Raw genomic sequence first — 26119 nt, 5'->3', positions numbered from 1 at the left:
CGTCTCACGCTGGAGCGTGCGGAACGATAATCTCAACTATCGTGCGGCGCTCCGCGTCGTATGCCTTTATGGACGCTCCGCGTCCTCATTGCGACGCAGAGCGTCGAGACCTGCATTCCCACGCTGGAGCGTGCGGAACGATAATCTCAACTATCGTGCGGCGCTCTGCGTCGCATGCCTTTCCGGACGCTCCGCGTCCTCATTGCGACGCAAAGCGTCGAGACCTGCGTTCCCACGCTGGAGCGTGCGGAACGATAATCTCAACTATCGTGCGGCGCTCCGCGTCGTATGCCTTTATGGACGCTCCGCGTCCTCATTGCGACGCAGAGCGTCGAGACCTGCATTCCCACGCTGGAGCGTGTGGAACGATAATCTCAACTATCGTGCGGCGCTCCGCGTCGCATGCCTTTCCGGACGCTCCGCGTCCTCTTGCGACGCAGAGCGTCGAGACCTGCATTCCCACGCTGGAGCGTGCGGAACGATAATCTCAACTATTGTGCGGCGCTCCAAGTCGCATGCCTTTCCGGACGCTACGCGTCCTCATTGCGACGCAGAGCGTCGAGACCTGCGTTCCCACGCTGGAGCGTAGGGAACGATAATCTCAACTATCGTGCGGCGCTCCGCGTCGCATGCCTTTCCGGACGCTGCGCGTCCTCTTGCGACGCAGAGCGTCGAGACCTGTATTCCCACGCTGGAGCGTGGGAACGAGAATCCAACTATCGTGCGACGCTCCGCGTCGCATGCCGTTCTGGACGCTCTGCGTCCTCTTGACGACGCAGAGCGTCGAGACCTGCATTCCCACGCTGGAGCGTGCGGAACGATAATCGCAACTATCGTGCGGCGCTCCGCGTCGCATGCCTTTCCGGACGCTCCGCGTCCTCTTGCGACGCAGAGCGTCGAGACCTGCGTTCCCACGCTGGAGCGTGCGGAACGATAATCTCAACTATCGTGCGGCGCTCCGCCCTACTTCTTCACGCCCAGCTTCTTCAATTCCTCATCACGAAGCTCGCGACGCAGGATCTTGCCGACGTTGGTGGTGGGCAGGACCTCCCGGAATTCCACGCTACGCGGCACCTTGTAGCCGGTCAGGTTGGCGCGCATGTGCTCCATGACCTGTTCCTTGGTGAGGGTAACGCCCGGTTTGGCCACGACGAAAACCTTGATGGTTTCGCCTGACTTCTCGTCCGGCACGCCGATCGCCGCGCATTGCAACACACCCGGGAGCGTGGCCAGCACGTCTTCAAGTTCGTTGGGGTATACATTGAAACCGGAGATCAGAATCATGTCTTTCTTGCGATCGACAATCCGGATGTAGCCATCGGGCTGGATGATCGCGATGTCACCGGTCTTGAGCCAGCCATCACTGTCGAGCATTTCATCGGTGGCTTCCTGGCGCTGCCAGTAGCCTTTCATGACCTGAGGGCCCTTGATGCACAACTCGCCGGTTTCACCGAACGCCAGCTCGTTGCCAGCATCGTCGATAACCTTGCACAGCGTCGACGGCACAGGAATACCGATAGTGCCCATCTGCACGTCTTTAGCGGGATTGACCGTAGCCACCGGGCTGGTCTCGGTCATGCCATAGCCTTCGCAGACCTGGCAGCCAGTGACCTGCTTCCAGCGTTCGGCAGCGGACTGCTGCAGGGCCATGCCGCCGGACAGGGTAACTTTCAACGCCGAAAAGTCGAGGTTGCGGAAACCCTCGTTATTGCACAAGGCCACAAACAGCGTGTTAAGGCCGACAAAGCCGCTGAACTTCCATTTCGAAAGTTCCTTGACCATCGCTGGCAGATCACGCGGGTTGCTGATCAGGATGTTGTGATTGCCGAGCAGCATCATCGCCATGCAATGAAAGGTGAAGGCGTAGATGTGATACAGCGGCAGGGGCGTGATGATGATTTCACACCCGTCGCCAAGGTTTGAAGCCATCAGCGCCCGGCACTGCAACATGTTGGCGATCAGGTTGCGATGAGTCAGCATTGCGCCCTTGGCCACACCGGTGGTGCCGCCGGTGTATTGCAGCACAGCAACATCGGCGCTGCCGGGCGACACGTCGGTCACTGGCTGGCCACGCCCCTTGCCGAGCACATCGTTGAATTTGACGGCTTTAGGCAAGTGATAGGCCGGGACCATTTTCTTCACGTACTTGATGACGCTGTTGATCAGCAAACGCTTGAGCGGCGACAGCATGTCAGCCACTTCAGTGACGATGACATGCTTGATCTGCGTTTTGGGCACGACCTTTTCGGCCAGGTGCGCCATGTTTGCCAGACACACCAGCGCCTTGGCGCCGGAGTCATTGAACTGGTGTTCCATTTCCCGCGCGGTGTACAGCGGGTTGGTGTTGACCACGATCAGCCCGGCGCGAATGGCACCGAAGACGGCAATCGGGTACTGCAACAGGTTGGGTAACTGCACAGCGATGCGATCACCCGGCTGCAGGTCGGTATGTTGCTGGATCCAGGCGGCGAACGCGCCGGACAGCTCATACAGTTCGCCGTAGGTGATGGTCTTGCCCAGATTGCTGAACGCCGGTTTGTCGGCGAAGCGTTGGCAGGACAGCTTCAGGACAGCCTGGACATTGGGATACTCGTCAGGATTGATATCGGCGGGGATACCAGACGGATATTTGTCCTTCCAGAAGTTTTCAATCATTCAGTCGGCTCCGTAGCGATAGCGAATTCTTCACATCGCCTGAAGCGATGATTTTCTTGTGCTTGGAATTATGCAGTAGACGCTTTTTTCGCTTTATGACTGATCAAAAAGCGCGCCGAGAGTAGCAGCTTTGCCAAACGTCGACTAGAGGCATAAGAAGGCCACACAGTCACCAAAAAGACCGTAATCTATAAATCAGTCATTTTTAAAACATCAAAAGAATATTAATTACCACCTCGAAAGCACCGGAACAGAGCGGTCAACCTCATAATTAGCGGCTTTTCAAAAAAAAGACCCCGCATGCAGCACTCTGCAAACGGGGTCATTTACACAATTCGAGACGATTAGGGGGAATCAGGCAATGTCACGAAGCTCCCGGCGCAGAATCTTGCCTACCGGCGTCATCGGCAACGATTCCCGCAGGACAATATGCCTGGGTACCTTGTACGCCGTGAAATTCGCCTTGCAGAAGGCCTTGAGCTCTTCAACGCTCAACCCCGGCTCTCGCGCCACCACAAACAGTTTTACGGCCTCCCCCGAACGCTCGTCCGGCACGCCGATACAGGCGCAGTTGGCGACTTTCGGGTGGGCCATGACCACGTCTTCGATTTCGTTGGGGTAAACGTTGAAGCCGGACACGATGATCAAGTCTTTCTTGCGGTCGACAATACTGACGAATCCGTCGGTGCCAATCACCGCAATGTCACCAGTCTTGAACCAGCCTTGCGCATCCAGTGACTCGGCGGTGGCAGCCGGCTGGTTCCAGTAGCCCTTCATGACCTGCGGCCCTTGGATACACAGCTCGCCTCGCTCGCCGAAGGGCAATTCGGCACCGTCGTCGTCAATAACCTTCATCGCAGTACCCGGCACCGGAATACCGACCGTACCCAGACGAGCCAGAGCACCGTAAGGATTGGCACTGGCGACAGGCGAAGTCTCGGTCAGGCCATAACCCTCGACGATTGTGCAGCCGGTGATCTGCGCCCAGCGCTCGGCCGTGGCCTTGACCAGCGCAGTACCGCCGGAATTGGTGCTTTTCAGCGCCGAGAAATCCAGACTCCTGAACTGTGGATGATTCATGAGCGCCACGAACAGTGTGTTGAGGCCGATCATGGCGGTGAACTTCCACTTGCCCAGCTCCTTGATGAAACCGCCGATATCGCGAGGGTTGGTAATCAGGATGTTGTGATTGCCGCTGATCATCATGCACATGCAGTTCGCCGTGAATGCATAGATGTGATAAAGCGGCAACGGCGCGATCATCACCTCTGTGCCCTCTTCAAACAGCGAGCCGCCTTCGGGACGCTGCTGGCGCATGCAGGCATAGACTTGCTGCATGTTGGCGACCAGATTGCCGTGAGTGAGCATCGCGCCCTTGGCCAACCCCGTGGTGCCACCGGTGTATTGCAGCACGGCAACGTCGTCCAGACCTCGTGGTACGACCTGCATACGGCTATCACGCCCCAGGCGAAGCGCACGCTTGAAGCCGACGGCTTGAGGCAAATGGAATGACGGGACCAGCTTTTTGACCTTGTCGACGATGGTATTGACCAGCCATCCCTTGGCAGGTGACTGCATGTCGCCCATTTTCACTTCGATCAGGTGTTCGATTGCAGTGTCGGGGAGCACTTCCTGCACCAGCTTGCCGAACAAATTGAGGTACACCAGCGCCCTGGCACCAGAGTCCTTGAATTGATGGCGCATCTCGCGTGCGGTGTATAACGGATTGGTGTTGACCACGATCAGACCTGCACGCATCGCACCAAATACGGCAATCGGGTATTGCAGGATATTGGGCATCTGTACGGCAATACGGTCACCCGGCACCAGTTGTGTATGCTGCTGCAGATAGCCTGCGAAAGCGGCAGAGTGACGCTCAAGGTCGGCGTAGGTCAGGGTGACGCCCATATTGCTGAATGCAGGTCGGTCTGCAAACTTTCTGCAGCAGCGCTCAAATACTTCAATGACCGACTGATAGGTCTGTAAGTCCACCTCGGAGTCGACACCTGCCGGACGCTTGTCATCCCAGAAATCACTTTGCATTATTTTTATCCTCTTCCCTGCGTAGGCCTGGCCCGACGTTAGCAGTTAAAACGTCTCAGGCAAATAATCGGCCGAGCGTCATCAGCTGCATGAATCTTGCCTCCGTTCAGACTGAAATCTGCCGACGACGATACACTTCCAATTGCAGATGGCCTGCTAATCAACAGACTCTCGATACCGCAACAGCAGTATTCTCATGACATTCGCTTATTATTTGCCTTGAATGTGATCCGGGCAGCCCCGGCAAGCGTCTGAATGATCTTGTCCGCGCAATGGCGGCGGCAGGTCATCAAGTGTTACAAATCAAGGCTAAGTCGGATTGCACGAACCGGCCCGCTTCAATCCATTTTTATTGTCAGGACAGCCACATGACTCAAGTCACCAACACGCCTTACGAAGCCCTTGAAGTCGGTCAGACCGCCAGCTATAGCAAGACAGTGGAAGAACGTGACATTCAACTGTTCGCCGCCATGTCCGGCGACCACAACCCGGTTCACCTGGACGCCGAATATGCCGCCAAGACCATGTTCAAGGAGCGCATCGCTCACGGCATGTTCAGTGGTGCGTTGATCAGTGCGGCCGTTGCGTGCGAGCTGCCTGGGCCGGGCACTATTTACATCGGTCAGCAGATGACTTTCCAGAAACCGGTAAAACTGGGCGACACTCTGACTGTGCGCCTGGAAATCCTGGAAAAACTGCCAAAGTTCCGAGTGCGCATCGCAACCCGCGTTTTCAATCAGAACGATGAGCTGGTTGTAGACGGCGAAGCCGAGATCCTCGCCCCGCGCAAGCAGCAGACCGTCGACCTGACCGTATTGCCCGAGATCACCTTCGGCTGATACCGCGCATGGGCGTGCGCCACATAATGCGCACGCCAGACTCGCCAGTGGCCTGAACAAAAAAATTCATGATGCATCCGGAACTGCTTTGCTGCGCTTTCCACTCAGGAAACCAGCGGCACTCTCTATCCGGATCAAGAATTGTTCATCCTACAGGCGGGGAAATCAGCCATGAATATGATCAACAGAAACTATTACCCCGTCTCCGGGATTCCTGCGCAGGATGCCACTGCACAGACCGATCAAGCGCAGTCGCAAGGCCAAGGCATCAAGCCGGGCCACAATAGCAACCTGATCGACTTCGGCCTGACACAACAGGCCAATGGTCCGCACTCCTCGCTGAACACACTAAGCTCCAGAGTCCAGCCGACTGATACAAGCGCGTCTTCAAACATGCTGGGCGGTAACAGTGAGCAAGTACTGAACAAACTTGTGGAAGCCATTCGTAACTTCCTCAAGGAACTGTTCTCTCTCTTGCGCGGCAATCAGCAACAGGACGTTACGCCGCCTGCACAGACTCAACACGAACAGGCGCCGACGCTCGCTCAATCGCCCTCTTCCTCATCGTCATCGTCGCCTTCGACGCCTCAGGGCAACGCAGAAAAACCCTTTGTAGTGCAGAACGATCACCCTTCAGAAAAACCTGTATCACTGCAAAAAAATACAGAGTCGACGCCCACCGCACCTTCACAAATAGCACCTTCACAAATAGCACCTTCACAAACACCACCGTCACACACTGCCCCCCGCACCGCCGAGCGAAGCAGTGCTCCTCCAGAGACACCGACCAGGCCCGATGCGGTAAAACCAGCAGTGGTCCATGAACCTGCGTTGCCGAAAACCTCGACCTCCACCACCGCCACACCGGATAACACGGTTAAAGCAGCAAAACCCGCCACACCGGCTGCGCACGGCCAGGGCGCAGACATGTCGGGCATCGTGGGTTTCGCCAAAGACGCTGGCACGACCGGCGGTAACGGCGGTCAAGTGGTCACTGTGAATACCGTGGCGGAACTCAAGAAAAACATGGAAGACGACACGGCTCGTACGGTGCGTCTGGGAGCCAACCTGTCTGCCGACAGCAAAGTGACCATCAATTTCGGAGCCAACAAAACCCTGTTGGGCACCGATAAGGGCAACACCCTGCACAATATCTATCTGGCCAGTGGCAAAACCGCGAGCAATGATATTTTCCAGAACCTCAACTTCAACCATGACAGCCGTTACCGTGAAAACGGTGACATGCAGATGTTCATCAGCAGCGGCAAGAAGTACTGGATCGATCAGAACACTTACACAGGCACCAAGGATCAGAACCCCAAAGGGCTGGATAAGCTGCTCTACGTTGGCGGGACGGCAGATAATGTCAGCCTGACCAATTCAAAGTTTCAGAACAACGAATATGGGGTGATTCTGGGCCAGCCCGATGATTCTGCGGCGGCCAAAGCCGCCTACAAGGGTTATCCGCAAATGACCATTGCCAACAACGTCTTCAGCAACCTGGATGTCCGGGCCCCCGGCCTGATGCGTCACGGGCAATTTGACGTGTTCAATAACTCCATCGACAAATTCCACCTCGGCTTCACTGCGACGGGGGATGCAACGATTCTGTCGCAGTCCAACTATTTCGCAAAAGGCGTGGATGTCTCCAACAAGGCAAGTAACTCCGGCGTGCTGGATGACTACGGCGACGCCCACTTCAAAGACATCGGCAGTAACGTCAGTTTCACTCAGAAATCACCGCTGACCGCCTGGTCACCGAGCTATAACCGGGACGTGAAAACAGCCGAAGAGGCCAGAGCCTACAACCTGACTCATGCCGGCGCAAAAACAGTGGCCTAAAGGCCTGGGCTGAAATACGGACGAAAAAAAGGGCGACCTGGGTCGCCCGAAATGCCTTGCGTGCTCACTGACAGAATGACTGGCCCTGGCCAGTCGTTCTTTTTTATGCCGCCGATACTGCGCTGGCGACGACTGGCTGGTCGTCGTGTTGCGCCGTATTTGATGGCATCAGGTTAAACGCAGCTGCACGAAGGCACCTTGATCCAGATCAATGATGCAGAAAGGAGTTATCAGCGTTTTTTAGGCTTTTTCTTTGGCTTTTTGCTGCCTAAAGGCATCGCCTGTTCGAAGGCATTGCGCACTTCGTTGAGGCGTTTGTCGTTCAAATCGTGAACGCGTCTGGCGCGCTCTGCGCCCAGGTCGATCAATTTTTCATCGTCGCTCATGGCTTGCCGCTCTCGAACACTGGAAATCAATGCCAATAATGCTTAATCGCAGCGGCCATGACCAGCGAAGAACCGGGCTTTCCCGCTTATCAGATCTGAATATCCACCCAGAGACCCTGACGCGGCTCGTCGTCGATGAGCGGTACGACAGGAACGGTGTTGTCAGCGTTCAGAGAATCCCCTGGAACGACCAACCCCTGATATTCCTCGGCCTCTTCAGAGGTTCGACCCTGCTGCTGTTGCTGACGCTGCTGTTCTTCGCGCAACAGCAACGCGCTGCGTTCGGTATCTTCGTTGCGCAGGTCGATGGAGGTCTCGTTGGAGCTTTGCTGCACCGGTGCGACAGGCGGGATGTCCGGCATGCGTTTGGCCGGGTCCATCTGTGATGTCACAGGCACCACACTTAGCGGAAGCATAGGTTGCAGCATGGTTTTATCTCCTCTTACCGGGGTGTCGGCCGTGCACGAGGCAACTTGAACCGGGCTAAAATAGTCAGCAAATGTTTATAAGATCTTTTTCGACCGCTGACAGTGAAATTAGTGTCATGGAACTAAAAATTCGATGGGTTATCAGCGCTGAAGATGAGTTTTTTCACGCTGCCTTTGGCCTTCGGTGCGCGTTCCGTTAACATACTCAGCTTTTTCAAGCGGGAGACAGGCAGCATGGCGCAGCAGTATCAACCGGGGCAACGCTGGATTAGTGACAGCGAAGCCGAGCTGGGTTTAGGCACCGTTCTGGCACAGGACGGCCGCTTGTTGACCGTGCTCTATCCGGCCACTGGCGAAACACGTCAGTACGCACTGCGTAATGCGCCGCTGACCCGCGTGCGCTTCTCCCCAGGCGATGTGATCACACATTTCGAAAACTGGAAGATGACCGTACGCGAAGTCGACGATGTCGATGGCCTGCTGGTCTACCACGGCCTGAACGCGCAGAACGAAGTGGTGACACTGCCGGAAACCCAGCTGTCGAACTTCATCCAGTTCCGCCTGGCTACCGACCGTCTGTTCGCTGGCCAGATCGACCAGTTGTCCTGGTTTTCGTTGCGCTACAACACGCTGGAGCACACCAGCCGCCAATTGCAGTCCTCGCTGTGGGGCCTGGGTGGCGTGCGGGCACAGCCTATCGCCCACCAGTTGCACATCGCTCGCGAAGTCGCGGACCGTATCGCGCCGCGCGTTCTGCTGGCCGACGAAGTGGGTCTGGGCAAAACCATCGAAGCCGGTCTGGTGATCCATCGCCAACTGCTGTCGGGCCGCGCCAGCCGCGTGCTGATTCTGGTCCCGGAAAACCTCCAGCACCAGTGGCTGGTGGAAATGCGTCGCCGCTTCAACCTGCAGGTCGCGCTGTTCGACGCCGAGCGCTTCATGGAAAGCGATGCAGGCAACCCGTTCGAAGACACCCAGCTTGCATTGGTTGCCCTGGAATGGCTGGTCGAAGACGAAAAAGCCCAGGACGCCCTGTTTGCGGCAGGCTGGGACCTGATGGTAGTCGACGAAGCGCACCATCTGGTCTGGCACGAAGACAAGGCCAGCCGCGAATACTCGCTGGTCGAGCAACTGGCCGAAGTCATTGCCGGCGTACTGCTGCTGACCGCAACCCCGGAGCAACTGGGTCAGGACAGCCACTTCGCCCGCCTGCGCCTGCTGGACCCGAACCGCTTCCACGACCTCAAGGCCTTCCGCGCCGAAAGCGAGAACTACCGTCCGGTGGCTCAGGCCGTTCAGGAGTTGCTCGACAAGGGCAAGCTGTCCGCTGCGGCTCAGAAAACCATTCATGGCTTCCTGGGTGCCGAGGGCGATTCACTGCTGGCGGCCGTGAATACCGGCGACGACGAAGCCAAGGCGCGCCTGATTCGCGAACTGCTGGACCGTCACGGCACCGGCCGCGTGCTGTTCCGCAACACCCGTGCCGCGGTGCAGGGCTTCCCGGAGCGCAAGCTGCATCAATACCCGCTGCCCTGCCCTGTGGAATACCTTGAGTTGCCGGTTGGCGAACACGCCGATCTTTACCCGGAAGTCAGCTTTCAGTCGCAGTCAGAAGTCAGCGAAGAAGAGCGCTGGTGGCGCTTCGACCCACGCGTCGACTGGCTGATCGACACGCTTAAAATGCTCAAGCGCGTCAAGGTGCTGGTCATCTGTGCCCACGCCGAAACCGCCATGGACCTGGAAGACGCGCTGCGCGTACGTTCCGGCATTCCAGCCACGGTCTTCCACGAGGGTATGAACATCCTTGAGCGCGACCGCGCAGCGGCCTATTTTGCAGACGAAGAATTCGGCGCTCAGGTCCTGATCTGCTCGGAAATCGGCAGCGAAGGCCGCAACTTCCAGTTCTCTCACCATCTGGTGCTGTTTGACCTGCCGTCGCACCCGGACCTGCTGGAGCAGCGTATCGGGCGTCTTGACCGGATCGGCCAGAAGCACACCATCGAGCTGCACGTACCTTTCCTGGAAACCAGCCCGCAGGCACGCCTGTTCCAGTGGTATCACGAGGCGCTCAATGCGTTCCTCAATACCTGCCCGACCGGTAACGCCCTGCAGCATCAGTTCGGCCCGCGCCTGCTGCCGCTGCTGGAAAGCGGTGACGACGACGAGTGGCAAAGTCTGATCGACGAAGCCCGCACCGAGCGCGAACGCCTGGAAAGCGAACTGCACACCGGTCGCGACCGCTTGCTGGAACTCAATTCCGGCGGCGCCGGCGAAGGCGAAGCGCTGGTTGAAGCCATTCTGGAACAGGACGATCAGTTCAGCCTGCCGATCTACATGGAAACCCTGTTCGACGCCTTTGGCATCGACAGCGAAGACCATTCGGAAAACGCCCTGATCCTCAAGCCAAGCGAGAAAATGCTCGACGCCAGCTTCCCGCTCGGCGACGACGAAGGCGTGACCATCACCTACGACCGCAACCAGGCGCTGTCTCGCGAAGACATGCAGTTCATCACCTGGGAGCACCCGATGGTTCAGGGCGGTATGGACCTCGTGCTGTCCGGCTCGATGGGCAACACCGCCGTGGCACTGATCAAGAACAAGGCGCTCAAGCCGGGCACTGTCCTGCTGGAACTGATCTACGTCAGCGAAGTGGTTGCTCCTCGCTCGTTGCAGCTGGGGCGCTACCTGCCTCCTGCCGCGCTGCGTTGCCTGCTCGACGCCAATGGCAACGATCTGTCGAGCCGTGTGTCGTTCAACACCCTCAATGATCAGCTCGAAAGCGTGCCTCGTGCCAGCGCCAACAAGTTCATCCAGGCGCAACGTGACCAGTTGACCCCGAGAATCAATGCGGGCGAAGAGAAAATCACCCCAAGACACGCAGAACGCGTCGCCGAAGCACAGCGTCGTCTGGCAGCCGACACTGAAGAGGAACTGGCTCGCCTGACGGCATTGCAAGCGGTCAACCCGACCGTGCGCGACAGTGAACTGGTCGCCCTGCGCAGCCAGCGCGAACAAGGCCTGGCGATGCTTGAAAAAGCAGCCCTGCGCCTGGAAGCGATCCGGGTACTGGTAGCGGGTTGAAGCCTTGATACGCTCCGCGTTATCCATAAGTCTTTAGATGACTATCGTGCCGACGCTCTGCGTCGGTACGCCGTTCTGGACGCTCCGCGTCCGATCTTGCGTTTGCGGCGTGGCGCAGATTTGTGACGCAGAGCGTCACGCAAGGCATTCCCACGCTGGAGCGTGCGGAACGATAATCTCAACTATCGTGCGACGCTCCGCGTCGCATGCCTTTCTGGACGCTCTGCGTCCAATCCTGTGTTTGCGGCGCGGCGCAGATTTGTGACGCAGAGCATAACGCACGGCATTCCCACGCGGGAGCGTGCGGAACGATGACCTTAACTATCGTGCGACGCTCTGCGTCGCATGCCGTTCTGGACGCTCCGCGTCCAATCCTGCGTTTGCGGTGCGGCGCAGATTTGTGACGCAGAGCGTCACGCACGGCATTCCCACGCGGGAGCGTGCGGAACGATAATCCAACTATCGTGCGACGCTCTGCGTCGCATGCCTTTCTGGACGCTCCGCGTCCGGTCTTGAGTGTGCGGTGCGGCGCAGATTTGTGATACAGAGTGTCACGCACGGCATTCCCACGCTGGAGCGTGAGGAACGATGACCTTAACTATCGTGCGACGCTCTGCGTCGCATGCCGTTCTGAACGCTCTGCGTCCGATCTTGCGTGTGCAGTGCGGCGCAGATTTGTGATGCAGAGCGTCACGCAAGGCATTCCCACGCTGGAGCGTGCGGAACGATGACCTTAACTATCGTGCGACGCTCCGCGTCGCATGCCTTTCTGGACGCTCTGCGTCCGATCTTGCGTGTGCGGTGCGGCGCAGATTTGTGACGCAGAGCGTCACGCACGGCATTCCCACGCGGGAGCGTGAGGAACGATAATCCAACTATCGTGCGACGCTCTGCGTCCGTTCTTGCATCAGCGCGATCACTGCCTGGCCACCACAATTCCCTGCGCCAACTCCTCCACCGGCTCGTCAGCCGCCATTCTCGCCTTCATCCGCTCGGCATCCCGGCTGAAACAGCGCGAAGCCTGATACAGGAACAGCAAGGTCAGAAACAGCGCTGCCGGGATCAGGTACATGGCATCGTGCAAACCGATGGCTTTAAAGCTTTCGCTCATCACCTCGACACCTGCAACGCCCATCGCAGCATGGGCAAAGTGATCAGACAGCAAACCGACCACCACCGGCCCCAGCCCTCCACCCAGCAAATAAAGCCCGGCAAAGAACAGCGCCATGGCCGTGGCCCGCAGGCGCGGTTCGATTACGTCCTGAATAGCGGTGTAAACGCAGGTATAGAAGTTGTAAGCGAACAGCCAGCCCAGACTGAACACCCCCACGAACACACCGATCCCGATCTGCCCTGCATGCAGCGCATAGCCTGTGGCCAGTGCGGCGATCAACATGCTGATGGTCGCAAACAACAGCCGTCCATTGGAAAAGCGCTGGTGCAGTTTGTCGGCTATCCAGCCCCCAAGCGTCAGACCGATCAGCCCGGTTACGCCGACAATAACCCCGGTCGCCACTGCAGCTTCCTGCAAGGGCAGCAGAAAATAGCGCTGCAGCATCGGCACCATGAATGAATTGCAGGCGTAAGTCGCAAAGTTGAAGGTCAGACCACCCAGCACCAGCCAACGAAAGGTCGGAATCGACAGCACACAGCGGATCGGCTTTTGAATCTTCGCCTCTGACATCCGCACGCTTTCAGCCGCGCCGCGCCTGGGCTCCTTGATGAAAAAGATGAACACGGCCAGCAACAGACCAGGAACCGCAGCGATAAAGAACGGTGCGCGCCAGCTGTCAAACGCCTTGACCATAGCGCCGATGGTAAAGAACGCCAGTAGCAGACCCAAAGGCAGACCCAGCATGAAAAGCCCCATGGCCCGCGCACGCCGATGGGCTGGAAACAGATCACCGATCAGTGAGTTGGCAGCAGGCGCGTAGCTGGCCTCACCTATGCCGACGCCCATGCGCACCAGCAGGAAGGTCCAGAAACTGCCCACCATGCCATTGACCGCAGTCAACCCGCTCCAGACCGCCAGACCGCAGCCCATGAGCTTCTTGCGCGACCCGTTGTCGGCCATGCGCCCCAATGGCAGACCAGCGAAAGCGTAGACCAGCGTGAATGCGGTCCCCAGCAACCCCAGTTGAAAGTCACTCAAATGCCATTCCAGACGAATGGGCTCGACGATAATCGCCGGGATGGTGCGATCAAAGAAGTTGAACAGATTGGCCAGAAAAAGCAGGAACAGCACGCGCCAGGCATTGGCAGCCTGAGTAGCGTTTTCAGCCTGGAGCGTGTTCATAAGGCATCCATCCCTTGACTCTCAGTCACTTCAATCTAGAAGCAGAAGCGCTGTCTGTCTGTAAACATTCGTAACTACGCATAGGACATGATGGCCTTTTATAACTATTCGTTATTGAGTCGATATCAAAATGGCCGCTCGCAGGGGTGGCAGGTTGTAAACAGCTTCTATACTCAGCTCAAATCGCCAGGTCCTGAGGCTTGGCGCTCTTGTAGTGAGAATAGGGCGCGCTATGGAGTGGCTGGGTTTGAACGTATTCGCTGGCCTCCCAGCGGACGGGCAATTATTGATCGACTGCAGTCATAACCTGTTTCTGGTAGCGCTGGCTTACGGTGTGGCTTGCGCCGCATCCTTCGCCACGCTGGATATTGCCGACCGCGTCATTCAGGTCGACGCCATCAAGAGCCGTCGCCTGTGGAAAGCACTGGGCGCGTTATGCCTGGCGGGCGGCGTGTGGGCGATGCATTTCATCAGCATGCTGGCGTTTGAGGCCCCGCTGAAAATCTCTTACGACCTGACAGTCACGCTGGCTTCCCTGCTGATCGTGCTGATCACTGCACTGGTGGCCATGAGAGCCCTGACCATCCCTGAGCTGACGCTCAGGCGCTGTCTGATCAGTTCGCTGGTCATGGGGACCGGCATCAGTGTCATGCACTATCTGGGCATGTCGGCGATGCGCTCCGCTGCCACGCAGTACTACGAACCACGGATGTTCGCGCTGTCGATCGTGGTTGCCGTCCTTTCCAGCATTGCTCTGCTGACACTGTCCCGGCATCTGCGTCAGTACAACGGCATGTTTCATCAGATGTTCCGCTACGGGGTGAGTCTTCTGCTGGGTGCGGGTTTGCTGACCATGCACCTGATGGGCATGAGGGCACTGCGACTGGTCATGCCCGAAGGCGCTGCGCTGCACATCCCCGGCACCGAAAACAGCCAGCAGCTTGGGCTTACCATTGCCGCCATCACCCTGCTTATCATCGCCGGCAGCATCAGCGCGGCAATGGCCGACAAGAAACTGCAAGGCAAGGAGCACGACCTGCAACGCGTCAACGCGCTGCTCAGCCAGCTGGATCAGGCCCGCGTCTCGCTTCAGCAGGTGGCCCATTACGACCCGTTGACCAACCTGATCAACCGCCGGGGCTTCAATCAGATATTCGCCGAAAAGCTGCAGGAGCACACCTACAACAACGGCATGCTTGCAGTGATGTTTCTGGACATCGACCACTTCAAGCGCATTAACGACAGTCTGGGCCATGACGCCGGTGACGAACTGCTCAAGGTGATTGCCGAACGCATCCGCAGCGCCACCCGTGTGCAAGACGTGGTCTCCCGTTTCGGGGGCGATGAATTCTGCATACTGCTGAGCATTCCGGACTACGAGGAGGCACGACACTTGGCCTATCGGGTCATGCAAAAAATGAAGGAGACCATCGCGCTGGCAGGAAGGCGCATGGTCATGACGACCAGTATTGGTATCGCCGTGTTCCCGCGCGACGGTTCGACCTGTGATGAACTGCTCAAACACGCAGACCTCGCGCTTTACCAGTCCAAGGGCAACGGACGCAACAGGGTCAATTTCTTCAGCCCCGCGCTCAAGACCAGGGCCAGCCTGGAACTGCATCTGGAGGAGGAACTGCGCAATGCCCTGCGCGAAGAGACCGGCCTGCAGGTCTACTATCAGCCTATCGTCGACATGCATACTGGCCACGTTGCCAAGCTGGAGGCACTGGTGCGCTGGAATCACCCGCAACACGGTTTGCTGGCTCCCGGGCGCTTCATCGGCATTGCCGAGGCCAACGGTCTGATCGCCGAGCTGGATAACTGGGTGCTGCGCCGCGCCTGTCACGACCTGCGCACACTGCGTCAGGAAGGGCTGGAACAGCTGATCATCACGGTCAACTGCTCGGCACTCACGCTGGGCCGCGACGAACTGGTCGAAGAGGTCGAGCAGGCACTGGCCGACGCCGACGTTGCACCTGGCCGACTGGAACTGGAGGTGACGGAAAATGCGTTGATGGGCAATATCAGCAATACCATTCTGATGCTCAAGCACATTCGCAGCCTGGGGGTCTCCCTGTCGATTGACGACTTCGGCACCGGCTACTCATCGCTTGCCTATCTCAAGCGGCTGCCACTGGACACGCTGAAGATCGATCGATCATTCATCATTGATATTCCCCAATCTCCACAGGATATGGAAATCGTCCAGGCGATTCTCGTCATGGCTCATACCCTGCACCTGAAAGTCGTCACGGAAGGCGTGGAAACCCCGGCTCAACTTGAGTTTCTCAGCCGATTCGGCAGTGATTACGTACAAGGCTATCTGTTCAGCAAGCCTCAGCCACTGGAGCGAATCCTGCCCCTTGCCAGACAGATGAACGAGCGCGAACCGACTACCCGTTGGTCTGCCCTGCCACCACCGCACATGCACGGCCCGGACATTGACGTTGCAGAACCTGCCGATGTGTTTGCCGACCTGACCGACAATGACGAATTTGCCAGTCACAGGCCCGTCCGTACCTGACGCTACGCTCTGTAGTCACTGGTCGGCAGGTGTGGTTTTACGCTACGTCGACGCCGGGACAGTTACCTTCCAACTCACTCCGGCAAATCGTCAGGCACCTAAATGGTGCGCAAATCAATCCTGCGCTCTGTTTTGAATCAGAACCCAAGGTGCCACCACTACAGCCCAGAGCGAAGGATCGGTCTCCACCAGCTCAAGCGCCTTGCTTTCCGAGACCTTGCCGACCTGTCCTTCAGCCAGCCATGCAGACACCCTCACTGCATCATTTTCGGCCACGGCCTCGGCAACTTCGATCAAATCCAGAGGCAGTTCGACCCACAACAGGGCACCCTTGGCAAAGAATGGTTGCAATTCAGTCCAGGTGATTGATGCGGTTTCGCCAAGCAGTTTGGCATAGAGGGTGCTAGGTTCTTGCGTCATGGGTTTCACCAGAAAGAAAATCGGCGCAATGATAGCGCCGACTTTCCCATCGGCAAGCCCAGAAGCAGGTGATTTATCGCGGGAAAGTGCAGATAACCTTATGGATCTGAAGCGATTTCAGGGCCTCAGGCGGTTTGATTCTGTAACTTTCTTTCGATTAAGCGACACGCATCGGTTTGTCCCCAAACGCCCGGCTTTCCAAGCCAACAAGCGGCACTCTAAACTGTTCCGGTACAGTTGGCGGCGTGGGAGAACCGGTGATCGAATCCGGTCCTGGAGCCTTGGCCATCAGGATTATAAAAACTACAACGCAAGAGTGGAGCATCATGACTAAGGGTACCAATAAGCTTTCAAGGCTGTTTGCCGCACTGGTTATGGCGGGGGTTGCCAGCCATTCGTTCGCAGCTGACACCATCAAGATCGGCATCGCCGGTCCCAAGACCGGCCCGGTTGCCGAATACGGCACCATGCAGTTCAACGGTGCCAAAATGGCCATCGAGCAGATCAACGCCAAAGGCGGCGTGGATGGCAAAAAGCTTGAAGCCGTCGAATACGATGACGCCTGCGATCCGAAACAGGCCGTTGCGGTCGCCAACAAGGTGGTCAACGACGGCGTGAAATACGTGGTCGGTCACCTGTGCTCCAGCTCCGCCCAGCCAGCGTCCGACGTTTACGAAGACGAAGGCATCATCATGGTGACCCCGGCTGCCACCAGCCCGGAAATCACCGCACGCGGCTACAAACTGGTATTCCGCACCATCGGTCTCGACAGCGCCCAGGGCCCGGCCGCAGGCAACTACATTGCCGACGTCGCCAAGCCGAAAATCGTTGCTGTGATTCACGACAAGCAGCAGTACGGCGAAGGTATCGCGACAGCAGTCAAGCAGACGCTGGAGAAAAAAGGCGTCAAGGTTGCTCTGTTCGAAGGTATCAACGCAGGTGACAAGGACTTCTCGTCGCTGATTGCCAAACTCAAGCAAGCCAACGTCGACTTCGTCTACTACGGCGGCTACCACCCGGAGCTGGGTCAGATCCTGCGCCAGTCCAAGGAAAAAGGCCTGAACGCGAAGTTCATGGGCCCTGAAGGCGTCGGCAACGAGTCCATCTCGCAGATCGCCGGCGATGCTTCGGAAGGCCTGCTGGTCACCCTGCCAAAATCCTTCGACCAGGACCCGGCCAACCAGGCTCTGACCGAAGCCTTCAAGGCCAAGAAACAAGACCCGAGCGGCCCGTTCGTCTACCCGTCCTACTCCGCCGTTCAGGTCATTGCTGATGGCATCGCCGCCGCCAAGTCCGAAGACACCGCCAAGGTGGCTGCTGCCATCCATGCTGGCACCTTCAAGACCCCGATGGGCGAGCTGAGCTACGACGACAAAGGCGATCTGAAGAACTTCCAGTTCGTGGTTTACGAGTGGCACTTCGGCAAACCGAAGACCGAAGCCGCCAAATAAGCTGCTTGCGTTAACCCTCAAAGCCCACTGCCAGCGCAGTGGGCTTTGTTTTACGAATCCAGGCCCGTACGCACATTTCGGCGACCCGAACTGCATGCACGAGGCCCCCTGAAAATCTTAAAACCGTCAACAGCGGTTCCCTGACAGCGCAACAGGCTACGCATCGACAGAATGCCACCCCGGCGCAGGTCAGAGAAATGCAGATCAGGTTTTTAGGAGCGCGGTAAATGCCCGAGTTATTCCACTACATGCAGCAGCTGGTCAATGGCCTGACCATTGGCAGTACGTATGCATTGATCGCCATCGGCTACACGATGGTGTACGGCATCATCGGAATGATCAACTTCGCCCATGGCGAGGTGTACATGATCGGTTCCTATGTAGCTTTCATGGCGCTCGCCGGTCTGGCGATGCTGGGTATTCACAGCCTGCCGTTGCTGATGATTGCCGGTTTCGCCGCAGCCATCGTCGTAACCAGTGCCTACGGATACAGCATCGAGCGTGTGGCCTACCGTCCGTTGCGCAATAGCAACCGTCTGATTCCACTGATTTCTGCAATCGGCATGTCGATCTTCCTGCAGAACTCGGTTCAGCTTTCTCAGGGCTCCGGCAACTTCGCCATCCCCAACCTGCTGCCCGGCAGCCTGTCGTTCGGGCCCGGTGGCGCTCAGGAAGTGCTGATCTCCTACATGCAGATCGTGGTCTTTGTCGTCACCCTGCTGGCCATGACCGGCCTGACCCTGTTCATCTCCCGCTCACGCATGGGCCGCGCCTGCCGTGCCTGTGCCGAGGACATGAAAATGGCCAACCTGCTGGGGATCAACACCAACAACATCATTGCCCTGACCTTCGTGGTCGGTGCTGCACTGGCTGCCGTCGCGGCGATGCTGCTGAGCATGCAGTACGGCGTGATCAACCCGAGCGCCGGCTTTCTGGTCGGCCTGAAAGCGTTCACTGCTGCCGTACTGGGCGGTATCGGTTCGATCCCGGGCGCTGTGCTCGGTGGCCTGGTACTGGGCGTCGCCGAAGCCTTCGGTGCCGACATTTTTGGTGATCAGTACAAGGACGTCGTGGCCTTCGGCCTGCTGGTTCTGGTGCTGCTGTTCCGACCGACCGGCATCCTGGGTCGTCCGGAGGTTGAGAAAGTATGAGCAAGTCTTTCAAACAGGCGCTGTTCAGCGCCGCACTGGTCTGGGCCGTGGCCTACCCGGTGTTCGGCCTGAAACTGGCCTTTTCCGGCGTCACCCTGCAAGTGCAGAACGCCAGCCCGCTGACCCTGACCATTATTGCCTTCTGTTCGGTCATGCTGTTCTTGCGCGTACTGTTCGCAGAACAGATCGGCAGCATGCGCCGCGGTACCGAAAAGCCGTTGATCTCGCAGAAGACCAGCGATTTCCTGACTCAGCCGAAAACCCAACGCTGGGGCCTGGCCGCATTGATCGTGCTGGCGTTCATCTGGCCATTCTTCGGGTCGCGCGGTGCGGTGGACATCGCCACGCTGATCCTGATCTACGTCATGCTCGGCCTGGGCCTGAACATCGTGGTCGGTCTGGCCGGTCTGCTGGACCTGGGCTATGTCGGTTTCTATGCAGTCGGTGCCTACAGCTACGCCTTGCTGTCCCACTACTATGGGCTCGGCTTCTGGATCTGCCTGCCGATTGCGGGCCTGATGGCGGCGCTGTTCGGGTTCTTGCTGGGGTTCCCGGTGCTACGCCTGCGCGGTGACTATCTGGCCATCGTGACGCTGGGGTTCGGCGAGATCATCCGCATCTTCCTGCGCAACCTCACCGAGCTGACCGGTGGCCCGAACGGCATCAGCAACATCGACAAACCGACCTTCTTCGGTCTGACGTTCGAGCGCAAGGCTGCCGAGGGCATGCAGACCTTCCACGAGTTCTTCGGCCTGCCTTACAACTCGATCAACAAGGTCGTCTTCCTTTACCTGATCGCCCTGCTGCTGGCGCTGGCGGCACTGTTCGTCATCAACCGCCTGCTGCGCATGCCGATCGGCCGGGCCTGGGAGGCGCTGCGTGAAGACGAGATCGCCTGTCGCGCGCTGGGGCTGAATCCGACCGTGATCAAGCTCTCGGCGTTCACCCTTGGCGCTGCGTTCGCCGGTTTCGCAGGCAGCTTCTTTGCCGCACGTCAGGGTCTGATCACCCCGGAATCGTTCACCTTCATCGAATCGGCAATTATCCTCGCCATCGTCGTGCTCGGCGGTATGGGCTCGCAGCTGGGCGTGATCCTGGCCGCCATCGTGATGATTCTGCTGCCTGAACTGATGCGCGAGTTCAGCGACTACCGCATGTTGATGTTCGGCGCGCTGATGGTGCTGATGATGATCTGGCGCCCTCAAGGCTTCCTGCCAATGCAACGGCCTGAAATGAAATTGAAAACGGAGCTGCCGAAATGAGCCGCCCATTACTGCAAGCCACCGGCTTGAGCATGCGTTTTGGCGGCCTGTTGGCGGTCAATGGCGTTGCCCTGACCGTCAATCAAGGGCAGGTCGTGTCGATGATCGGCCCCAACGGCGCGGGCAAGACCACCGTTTTCAATTGCCTGACCGGTTTCTACCGGCCAAGCGCAGGCACTATTCTGCTGGACGGCGAGCCCATCCAAGGCCTGGCCGGTCACCAGATTGCTCGCAAGGGCGTGGTGCGTACGTTCCAGAACGTGCGCCTGTTCAAGGAAATGACCGCTGTAGAGAACCTGCTGGTTGCCCAGCATCGGCATTTGAATACCAACTTCCTCGCCGGTTTGTTCAAAACCCCGGCGTTCCGTCGCAGCGAACGCGAAGCCATGGACTACGCCGAGCACTGGCTGGAAGCCGTCAACCTCAAGGAATTCGCTAACCGCCCTGCCGGTACACTGGCCTACGGTCAGCAACGCCGTCTGGAAATCGCCCGCTGCATGATGACGCGCCCGCGCATTCTGATGCTCGACGAACCGGCAGCCGGGCTGAACCCCAGAGAAACCGACGACCTGAAAGCCCTGATCGGCGTGTTGCGCAGCGAGCACAACGCTACGGTCCTGTTGATCGAGCACGACATGAAACTGGTGATGAGCATTTCCGACCACATTGTGGTGATCAATCAGGGCACGCCTCTGGCAGACGGAACGCCGGAACAGATTCGTGACAATCCTGATGTGATCAAAGCCTATCTGGGGGAAGCGTAAATGCTGCAGTTCGAAAACGTTTCCACTTTCTACGGCAAGATCCAGGCGCTGCACAGCGTCAACGTTGAAGTACGTCAAGGCGAAATCGTCACCCTGATCGGCGCCAACGGCGCAGGCAAGTCCACGCTGCTGATGACCCTGTGCGGCTCACCACGAGCGCACAGCGGCAGTATTCGCTACATGGGCGAAGAACTGGTCGGGCTGGAGTCGTCGATCATCATGCGCAAGAGTATCGCCGTAGTACCGGAAGGCCGTCGCGTGTTCGCGCGCCTGACCGTTGAAGAGAACCTGGCGATGGGCGGTTTCTTCACGGAAAAGGCTGATTATCAGGAGCAGATGGACAAGGTCCTGCAGCTCTTTCCGCGCCTCAAGGAACGCTTCAATCAGCGCGGTGGCACCATGTCCGGTGGCGAACAGCAGATGCTGGCCATCGGTCGTGCGTTGATGAGCAAGCCCAAGCTGCTGTTGCTCGACGAGCCTTCGCTGGGCTTGGCTCCGATCATCATCCAGCAGATTTTCGAGATCGTTGAACAGTTGCGTCGCGATGGTGTGACGGTGTTTCTGGTCGAACAGAACGCCAATCAGGCGCTGAAAGTCGCCGACCGCGCTTATGTACTGGAAAACGGTCGTGTGGTGATGCAAGGCACCGGCGAAGAATTGCTGGTCGATCCGAAAGTGCGGGATGCGTATCTGGGCGGGTAAGCGCTGCGAAGCGCATTAACGTTCAGAACCAGGATGGGCCACGATGATTCTCATTACCACGCTCTGCGTGGTAATGCCTTTCGTGACGCTCCGCGTCACACTGCGGCGCAGGTCTGGCCGTTCCCCCTTGTGATGCACCTCCAGTCTGAGTAACGTGGCGACACTTGTCTGGAGACCACACCATGTTTGCTGCCCGTTCCGTCCTCGTATTTGCCCTTCTGCCACTGTTCGCCGGGTGCCAACTGCTCGGCAAACAGACCGAGGAACCCAAGGTTTCCACGGCAGGCATGCTCCGTATGCAGGGCGACCTGACGGGCAGCAATGGCCAGTTGCTGTTCAAACCGTGCAACGAGCAGCGGCGCTATGTGGTCAAGGATCGCGGCAATACCGGCATCTTGCAGGAAGCTGCTTCACTGGCAGACAGCAAGGGCACGGTATTCGCCGATCTGCGCGGTAACTTTGCTGCGAGCAAAGCGGCCAACAGCGATGGTCAGCTGGACCTGCATCAGCTGTACCGCGTCGAGCGTCCCGGCCAGGCCTGTGAAGACGCCAATTTCAAACGTCTGACCTTGCACGTCAATGGCAATAAACCCGCCTGGAACGTCAACGTCAGTGGCAAGGGCATGGTGCTGGAGCGCGAAGGTCTTGCACCGCTTGCCTTGCCTTACGTGGAAGAGAAACTGCCCGACGGCAGCTTCAGCGTCAGCAGCGAAGCCAACAACCAGCGCATCGAGATCTGGGTGGCGCCACAACGCTGCGTTGACAGCGTCAATGGCTCGGTACAACACCTGACGGCCGAACTGCGTATCAACGGCCAGGCCCAGCGTGGCTGCGGTTATTATGGCGGTTCGCGCGACGAGTGATCAGGCAGGCTCGCCGCCAAAGGGGTTCAGCGCTTATAATCGCCGGTCTTGTAGTGCTGTCGGGCTGAATCTGCGGCCCGAAAACTGGACCCCTTAATGTTACGAATCACCGAACTCAAGCTGCCGATCGATCACCCGGAAGAAGACCTGCGCGTTGCACTCTTGCAGCGCCTGGGCATCGACAGCAGCGAACTGCTGGACTTTACCCTCTTCAAACGCAGTTACGACGCGCGCAAAAAGTCATCCGAGCTGTGCTTTATCTACACCATCGACTTTCAGGTCAGTGATGAACAGGCACTGCTGCGCAAACTGGCCAATGACCGCCACGTCGGCCCGGCACCTGATGTCAGCTATAAAGTGGTCGGTCACGCTCCCGAGGGGCTGACAGAGCGCCCGATCGTCGTGGGTTTCGGCCCATGCGGTATCTTTGCCGGGCTGCTGCTGGCGCAGATGGGCTTTAAGCCGATCATCCTTGAGCGTGGTACCGAGGTGCGCCAGCGCACCAAGGATACCTGGGCGCTGTGGCGCAAAAACGTGCTCAACCCCGAGTCCAACGTGCAGTTCGGTGAAGGCGGTGCCGGGACCTTTTCTGACGGCAAGCTTTACAGCCAGATCAAGGACCCGAAGTTTATTGGCCGCAAGGTGCTGCACGAGTTCGTGAAAGCCGGTGCACCGGAAGAAATCCTCTACGTCAGCAAGCCGCATATCGGCACGTTCCGCCTGACTGGCGTGGTCGAGAACATGCGCCATCAGATAGAAGCGCTGGGCGGCGAAGTGCGCTTTCAGCAGCGCGTGACCGACCTGATGATCGAGGACGGCCAATTGCTGGGCGTCCAGCTCGACAGTGGCGAGCAGATCGAATCCCGGCACGTCATTCTGGCGCTGGGCCACAGTGCCCGCGACACCTTCCGCATGCTGCATGGCCGTGGCGTGTTCATGGAAGCCAAGCCGTTTTCGGTGGGTTTCCGTATCGAGCACCCGCAGTCGCTGATCGACCGCGCGCGGCTGGGCAAATACGCCGGGCACCCGAAGCTGGGCGCAGCTGACTACAAACTGGTGCACCACGCCAGCAACGGTCGCTCGGTCTACAGTTTCTGCATGTGCCCTGGTGGCACTGTCGTAGCCGCCACTTCAGAGCCGGGGCGCGTGGTCACCAATGGCATGAGCCAGTATTCGCGCAACGAGCGTAATGCCAACTCGGGCATTGTGGTCGGTATTTCTCCGGAACAGGATTTCCCCGGCAGCCCGCTGGCCGGTATCGAGTTGCAGGAACGCCTGGAGTCTCATGCGTATCTGCTCGGCGGCAGCAGTTATGAAGCGCCGGCGCAGTTGGTCGGCGACTTTATCGCTGGCAGGGCCTCGACAGCACTGGGCAGCGTTGAGCCCTCATACAAGCCGGGCGTGAAACTGGTGGACCTGGCCGACGCCCTGCCCGCCTTTGCCATTGAAGCCATTCGTGAAGCATTGCCTGCGTTCGACAAGCAGATCAAAGGCTTCTCGCTGCACGATGCGGTGCTGACCGGCATCGAAACCCGTACCTCGGCCCCGCTGCGCATTACCCGCGGACCGACCCTGCAAAGCCTGAACACCAAAGGCCTTTACCCAGCCGGTGAAGGCGCTGGCTATGCGGGCGGGATTCTCTCGGCTGGCGTAGACGGCATTCGGGTTGCCGAAGCATTGGTGCGGGACATGCTGGGGATTGAGGGCTGACCTCAGAATGACCATCGTTATACATAAGTCTTGTGGGAGCAAGCTTGCTCGCGAAGAGGCCGCGACACCCCCAAGAAATAGGGCGTTCGATACATCGTATTCGTGAGCATTGGCACGATATTCACGCCTGGCAATAAAAAACCCCGAGCATTGCGGCTCGGGGTTTTGCTGTGCGGTGCTGCAAATCAGTGAGTGACGCGGCTTGTGCCGTTGACACTCATGATGCGTACGCGCTCGCCGACACGGAAAATCTCGTTTTCCTGAACCTGCTGCACATAGGCACGCATGCTGCCGTCGTCTTCACGCACGGTGATTTCAACACCCTGCGTACGGGTCAGGCCCTCTTCGGTCGCTGAACCCAGCAGACCACCGGCCACCGCGCCGATTACCGCAGCCACGATGCTGCCGCGACCGCCACCGATGGCGCTGCCACCTACGCCGCCGACGACCGCACCCGCAGCCCCGCCAATCGGCGTCTTGGTGCCTTCGATTTTAACCGGACGCAAGGATTCGATAGTGCCCATACGGACGGTCTGTACGGTCCTGGCCTCATCGCGGGAATAGGAATCACCGGTCAGGTTTGAGGCACAGCCGCCCAGCATCAATGCCATGGCAGTGAACGAAGCAACCAGAAGAGCGGACTTGCGCATAAGGGAATCTCCAGAGGAATCAGTGGCCATTAGACTACCTGACAAAGGTGCTGTCACGGCCCCGATCCTGCAATTTAAGTTCATTCAGGCGGCATACAGCGGCCCACCTGCATAACGCTCAGACGATGGCCCGGACGAATAATTCAATCAGGGCGCAAGGCGCTCGCGCGTCCACCTGCCGTCTACCGAACGATAGTTCAAACGGTCGTGAAGTCGACTGGAGCGACCCTGCCAAAACTCGATTCGCTCAGGCAAAAGGCGGTAGCCCCCCCAGTGCTCGGGGCAGTGTGGCTGGGTGTCTGCGAAGCGTTGTTCCGTCTGTCTGATCAGACCTTCCAGCTCGTCACGATCTGCGATCACGCGACTTTGGGGTGAGGCCCAAGCCCCCAAACGGCTGCCCAGAGGACGCACCTGGTAATAAGCATCGGACTCCTGCGCGCTGACTTTCTCGACCCGGCCTTCGATACGCACCTGACGCTCCAGCGTTGGCCAGAAGAACGTCATGGCCGCGAATGGACGTGCAGCCAGTTGCTGGCCCTTGGCGCTTTCGTAGTTAGTGAAGAACGTGAAACCCTGCGTGTCCAGCCCCTTGAGCAGCAAGACACGGCAATGCGGACGTCCTTGCTCATCAACCGTTGCCAGGGTCATGGCATTGGCCTCGACAGGTGGTTGTTCGGTCTTTACAGCGTCGTCAAACCAGGTATGGAAGAGCGCGAAGGGCTCGTCCGGTGATTGCGCTTCGGTCAACCCGTCGCGGGTGTAATCACGGCGCATGTCGGCCAGGGTCTGAGTCATGGTTTCATTCCTGCGCAGATATCATGAACGTTAGCTAACTCTCGTTACGAGGCTCAGCGCTCGCCGTTATCACACATTCGTTTTTGATTCTGGCCGAAGGCCGTGGGAGCGAACTTGTTCGCGAAGACGGTGATTCAGACGATACGTTTCGGAGACTGTACCGACCTTTTCGCGAACAAGTTCGCTCCCACGCCCTCCGGGCAGAAGCCTGAAAGCCTTGTTTTTCGGGCTATTCAGGACTTGTGCACAACGCAAAG

19 protein-coding genes and 1 pseudogene are annotated in these 26119 nt (G+C 58.3%); 12 read left to right on the top strand and 8 right to left on the bottom strand.

The genetic code is table 11. The features are described from left to right. Positions 1-963: 963 nt before the first annotated feature. Positions 964-2655, bottom strand: a complete 1692-nt coding sequence (gene fadD1 / locus RYB66_RS10290) for a long-chain-fatty-acid--CoA ligase FadD1 (RefSeq protein ID WP_004657538.1) — start codon at positions 2653-2655, stop codon at positions 964-966. Positions 2656-3009: 354 nt separating this feature from the next. Continuing rightward, a complete protein-coding gene (gene fadD2, locus RYB66_RS10285) occupies positions 3010-4698 on the bottom strand; it encodes a long-chain-fatty-acid--CoA ligase FadD2 (RefSeq protein ID WP_316894344.1) in 1689 nt (562 codons plus the stop codon). 368 nt (positions 4699-5066) lie between these two features. Between fadD2 and RYB66_RS10280 the strand changes: the two genes are divergently transcribed. Further along, positions 5067-5537: a MaoC family dehydratase gene (locus RYB66_RS10280; protein ID WP_005743244.1), complete on the top strand. Its 471-nt coding sequence runs from the start codon at positions 5067-5069 to the stop codon at positions 5535-5537. Positions 5538-5708: 171 nt separating this feature from the next. Then, positions 5709-7379 carry a type III helper protein HopAK1 gene (locus tag RYB66_RS10275; protein WP_010201010.1) on the top strand — a complete coding sequence of 557 codons (1671 nt, stop codon included), beginning with the start codon at positions 5709-5711 and terminating at the stop codon, positions 7377-7379. A 230-nt stretch (positions 7380-7609) separates the two neighbouring features. Here RYB66_RS10275 and RYB66_RS10270 read toward each other — a convergent pair whose 3' ends face one another. Beyond that, the gene (locus RYB66_RS10270) at positions 7610-7765 is read right to left on the bottom strand and encodes a hypothetical protein (protein ID WP_005779338.1); all 156 of its coding nucleotides are present in this window, start codon (positions 7763-7765) and stop codon (positions 7610-7612) included. Between the two features lie 89 nt (positions 7766-7854). Beyond that, positions 7855-8193, bottom strand: a complete 339-nt coding sequence (locus RYB66_RS10265) for a hypothetical protein (RefSeq protein WP_005743241.1) — start codon at positions 8191-8193, stop codon at positions 7855-7857. Positions 8194-8427: 234 nt separating this feature from the next. Between RYB66_RS10265 and rapA the strand changes: the two genes are divergently transcribed. After that, positions 8428-11274 carry an RNA polymerase-associated protein RapA gene (rapA, locus tag RYB66_RS10260; RefSeq protein WP_005732270.1) on the top strand — a complete coding sequence of 949 codons (2847 nt, stop codon included), beginning with the start codon at positions 8428-8430 and terminating at the stop codon, positions 11272-11274. Positions 11275-12190: 916 nt separating this feature from the next. Here the strand turns inward: rapA and RYB66_RS10255 are convergent. Then, positions 12191-13570, bottom strand: a complete 1380-nt coding sequence (locus RYB66_RS10255; protein ID WP_316894341.1) for an MFS transporter — start codon at positions 13568-13570, stop codon at positions 12191-12193. A gap of 232 nt (positions 13571-13802) precedes the next feature. Here RYB66_RS10255 and RYB66_RS10250 point away from each other — a divergent pair, with 232 nt between their 5' ends. Beyond that, positions 13803-16094 (top strand): putative bifunctional diguanylate cyclase/phosphodiesterase, encoded by a 2292-nt coding sequence (locus RYB66_RS10250; protein ID WP_005779332.1) that lies wholly within the window; start codon positions 13803-13805, stop codon positions 16092-16094. Between the two features lie 114 nt (positions 16095-16208). Here the strand turns inward: RYB66_RS10250 and RYB66_RS10245 are convergent, their stop codons facing one another. Further along, positions 16209-16514, bottom strand: coding sequence for a DUF2288 domain-containing protein (locus RYB66_RS10245; protein WP_002554802.1), 306 nt, complete (start codon positions 16512-16514; stop codon positions 16209-16211). Between RYB66_RS10245 and RYB66_RS10240 the strand changes: the two are divergent. From RYB66_RS10240 to RYB66_RS10205, 8 genes and pseudogenes are all read left to right on the top strand, one after another. After that, positions 16513-16764 (top strand): annotated as a pseudogene (locus tag RYB66_RS10240) (hypothetical protein); the annotation flags it as partial. The gene RYB66_RS10245 and the pseudogene RYB66_RS10240 sit on opposite strands and share 2 nt — an antisense overlap. A gap of 76 nt (positions 16765-16840) precedes the next feature. Further along, on the top strand, positions 16841-17965 hold the full coding sequence (locus RYB66_RS10235; RefSeq protein ID WP_057402932.1) for a branched-chain amino acid ABC transporter substrate-binding protein: 1125 nt from the start codon (positions 16841-16843) through the stop codon (positions 17963-17965). A 227-nt stretch (positions 17966-18192) separates the two neighbouring features. After that, positions 18193-19116 (top strand): high-affinity branched-chain amino acid ABC transporter permease LivH, encoded by a 924-nt coding sequence (livH, locus tag RYB66_RS10230; RefSeq protein ID WP_002554804.1) that lies wholly within the window; start codon positions 18193-18195, stop codon positions 19114-19116. Continuing rightward, positions 19113-20378, top strand: a complete 1266-nt coding sequence (locus tag RYB66_RS10225) for a high-affinity branched-chain amino acid ABC transporter permease LivM (protein ID WP_002554805.1) — start codon at positions 19113-19115, stop codon at positions 20376-20378. The genes livH and RYB66_RS10225 overlap by 4 nt, the downstream gene beginning before the upstream one ends. Further along, entirely contained in the window at positions 20375-21142 is a 768-nt protein-coding gene (gene livG / locus RYB66_RS10220; protein WP_002554806.1) for a high-affinity branched-chain amino acid ABC transporter ATP-binding protein LivG, read from the top strand. The genes RYB66_RS10225 and livG overlap by 4 nt, the downstream gene beginning before the upstream one ends. Beyond that, positions 21143-21844: an ABC transporter ATP-binding protein gene (locus tag RYB66_RS10215; protein ID WP_002554807.1), complete on the top strand. Its 702-nt coding sequence runs from the start codon at positions 21143-21145 to the stop codon at positions 21842-21844. It begins immediately after the preceding gene. 182 nt (positions 21845-22026) lie between these two features. Beyond that, on the top strand, positions 22027-22707 hold the full coding sequence (locus tag RYB66_RS10210; RefSeq protein WP_002554808.1) for a COG3650 family protein: 681 nt from the start codon (positions 22027-22029) through the stop codon (positions 22705-22707). Positions 22708-22803: 96 nt separating this feature from the next. Further along, positions 22804-24417, top strand: a complete 1614-nt coding sequence (locus tag RYB66_RS10205; RefSeq protein ID WP_005779327.1) for an NAD(P)/FAD-dependent oxidoreductase — start codon at positions 22804-22806, stop codon at positions 24415-24417. Positions 24418-24602: 185 nt separating this feature from the next. Here the strand turns inward: RYB66_RS10205 and RYB66_RS10200 are convergent, their stop codons facing one another. Continuing rightward, the gene (locus RYB66_RS10200) at positions 24603-25067 is read right to left on the bottom strand and encodes a glycine zipper 2TM domain-containing protein (RefSeq protein ID WP_004657512.1); all 465 of its coding nucleotides are present in this window, start codon (positions 25065-25067) and stop codon (positions 24603-24605) included. Positions 25068-25214: 147 nt separating this feature from the next. After that, positions 25215-25862 (bottom strand): pyridoxamine 5'-phosphate oxidase, encoded by a 648-nt coding sequence (gene pdxH / locus RYB66_RS10195; protein ID WP_004657510.1) that lies wholly within the window; start codon positions 25860-25862, stop codon positions 25215-25217. Positions 25863-26119: the final 257 nt, after the last annotated feature.

The organism is Pseudomonas syringae group sp. 243L2, from assembly GCF_032587875.1.
Lineage (GTDB): Bacteria > Pseudomonadota > Gammaproteobacteria > Pseudomonadales > Pseudomonadaceae > Aquipseudomonas > Aquipseudomonas amygdali.
This window is presented reverse-complemented; position numbering and strand designations above follow the sequence as displayed.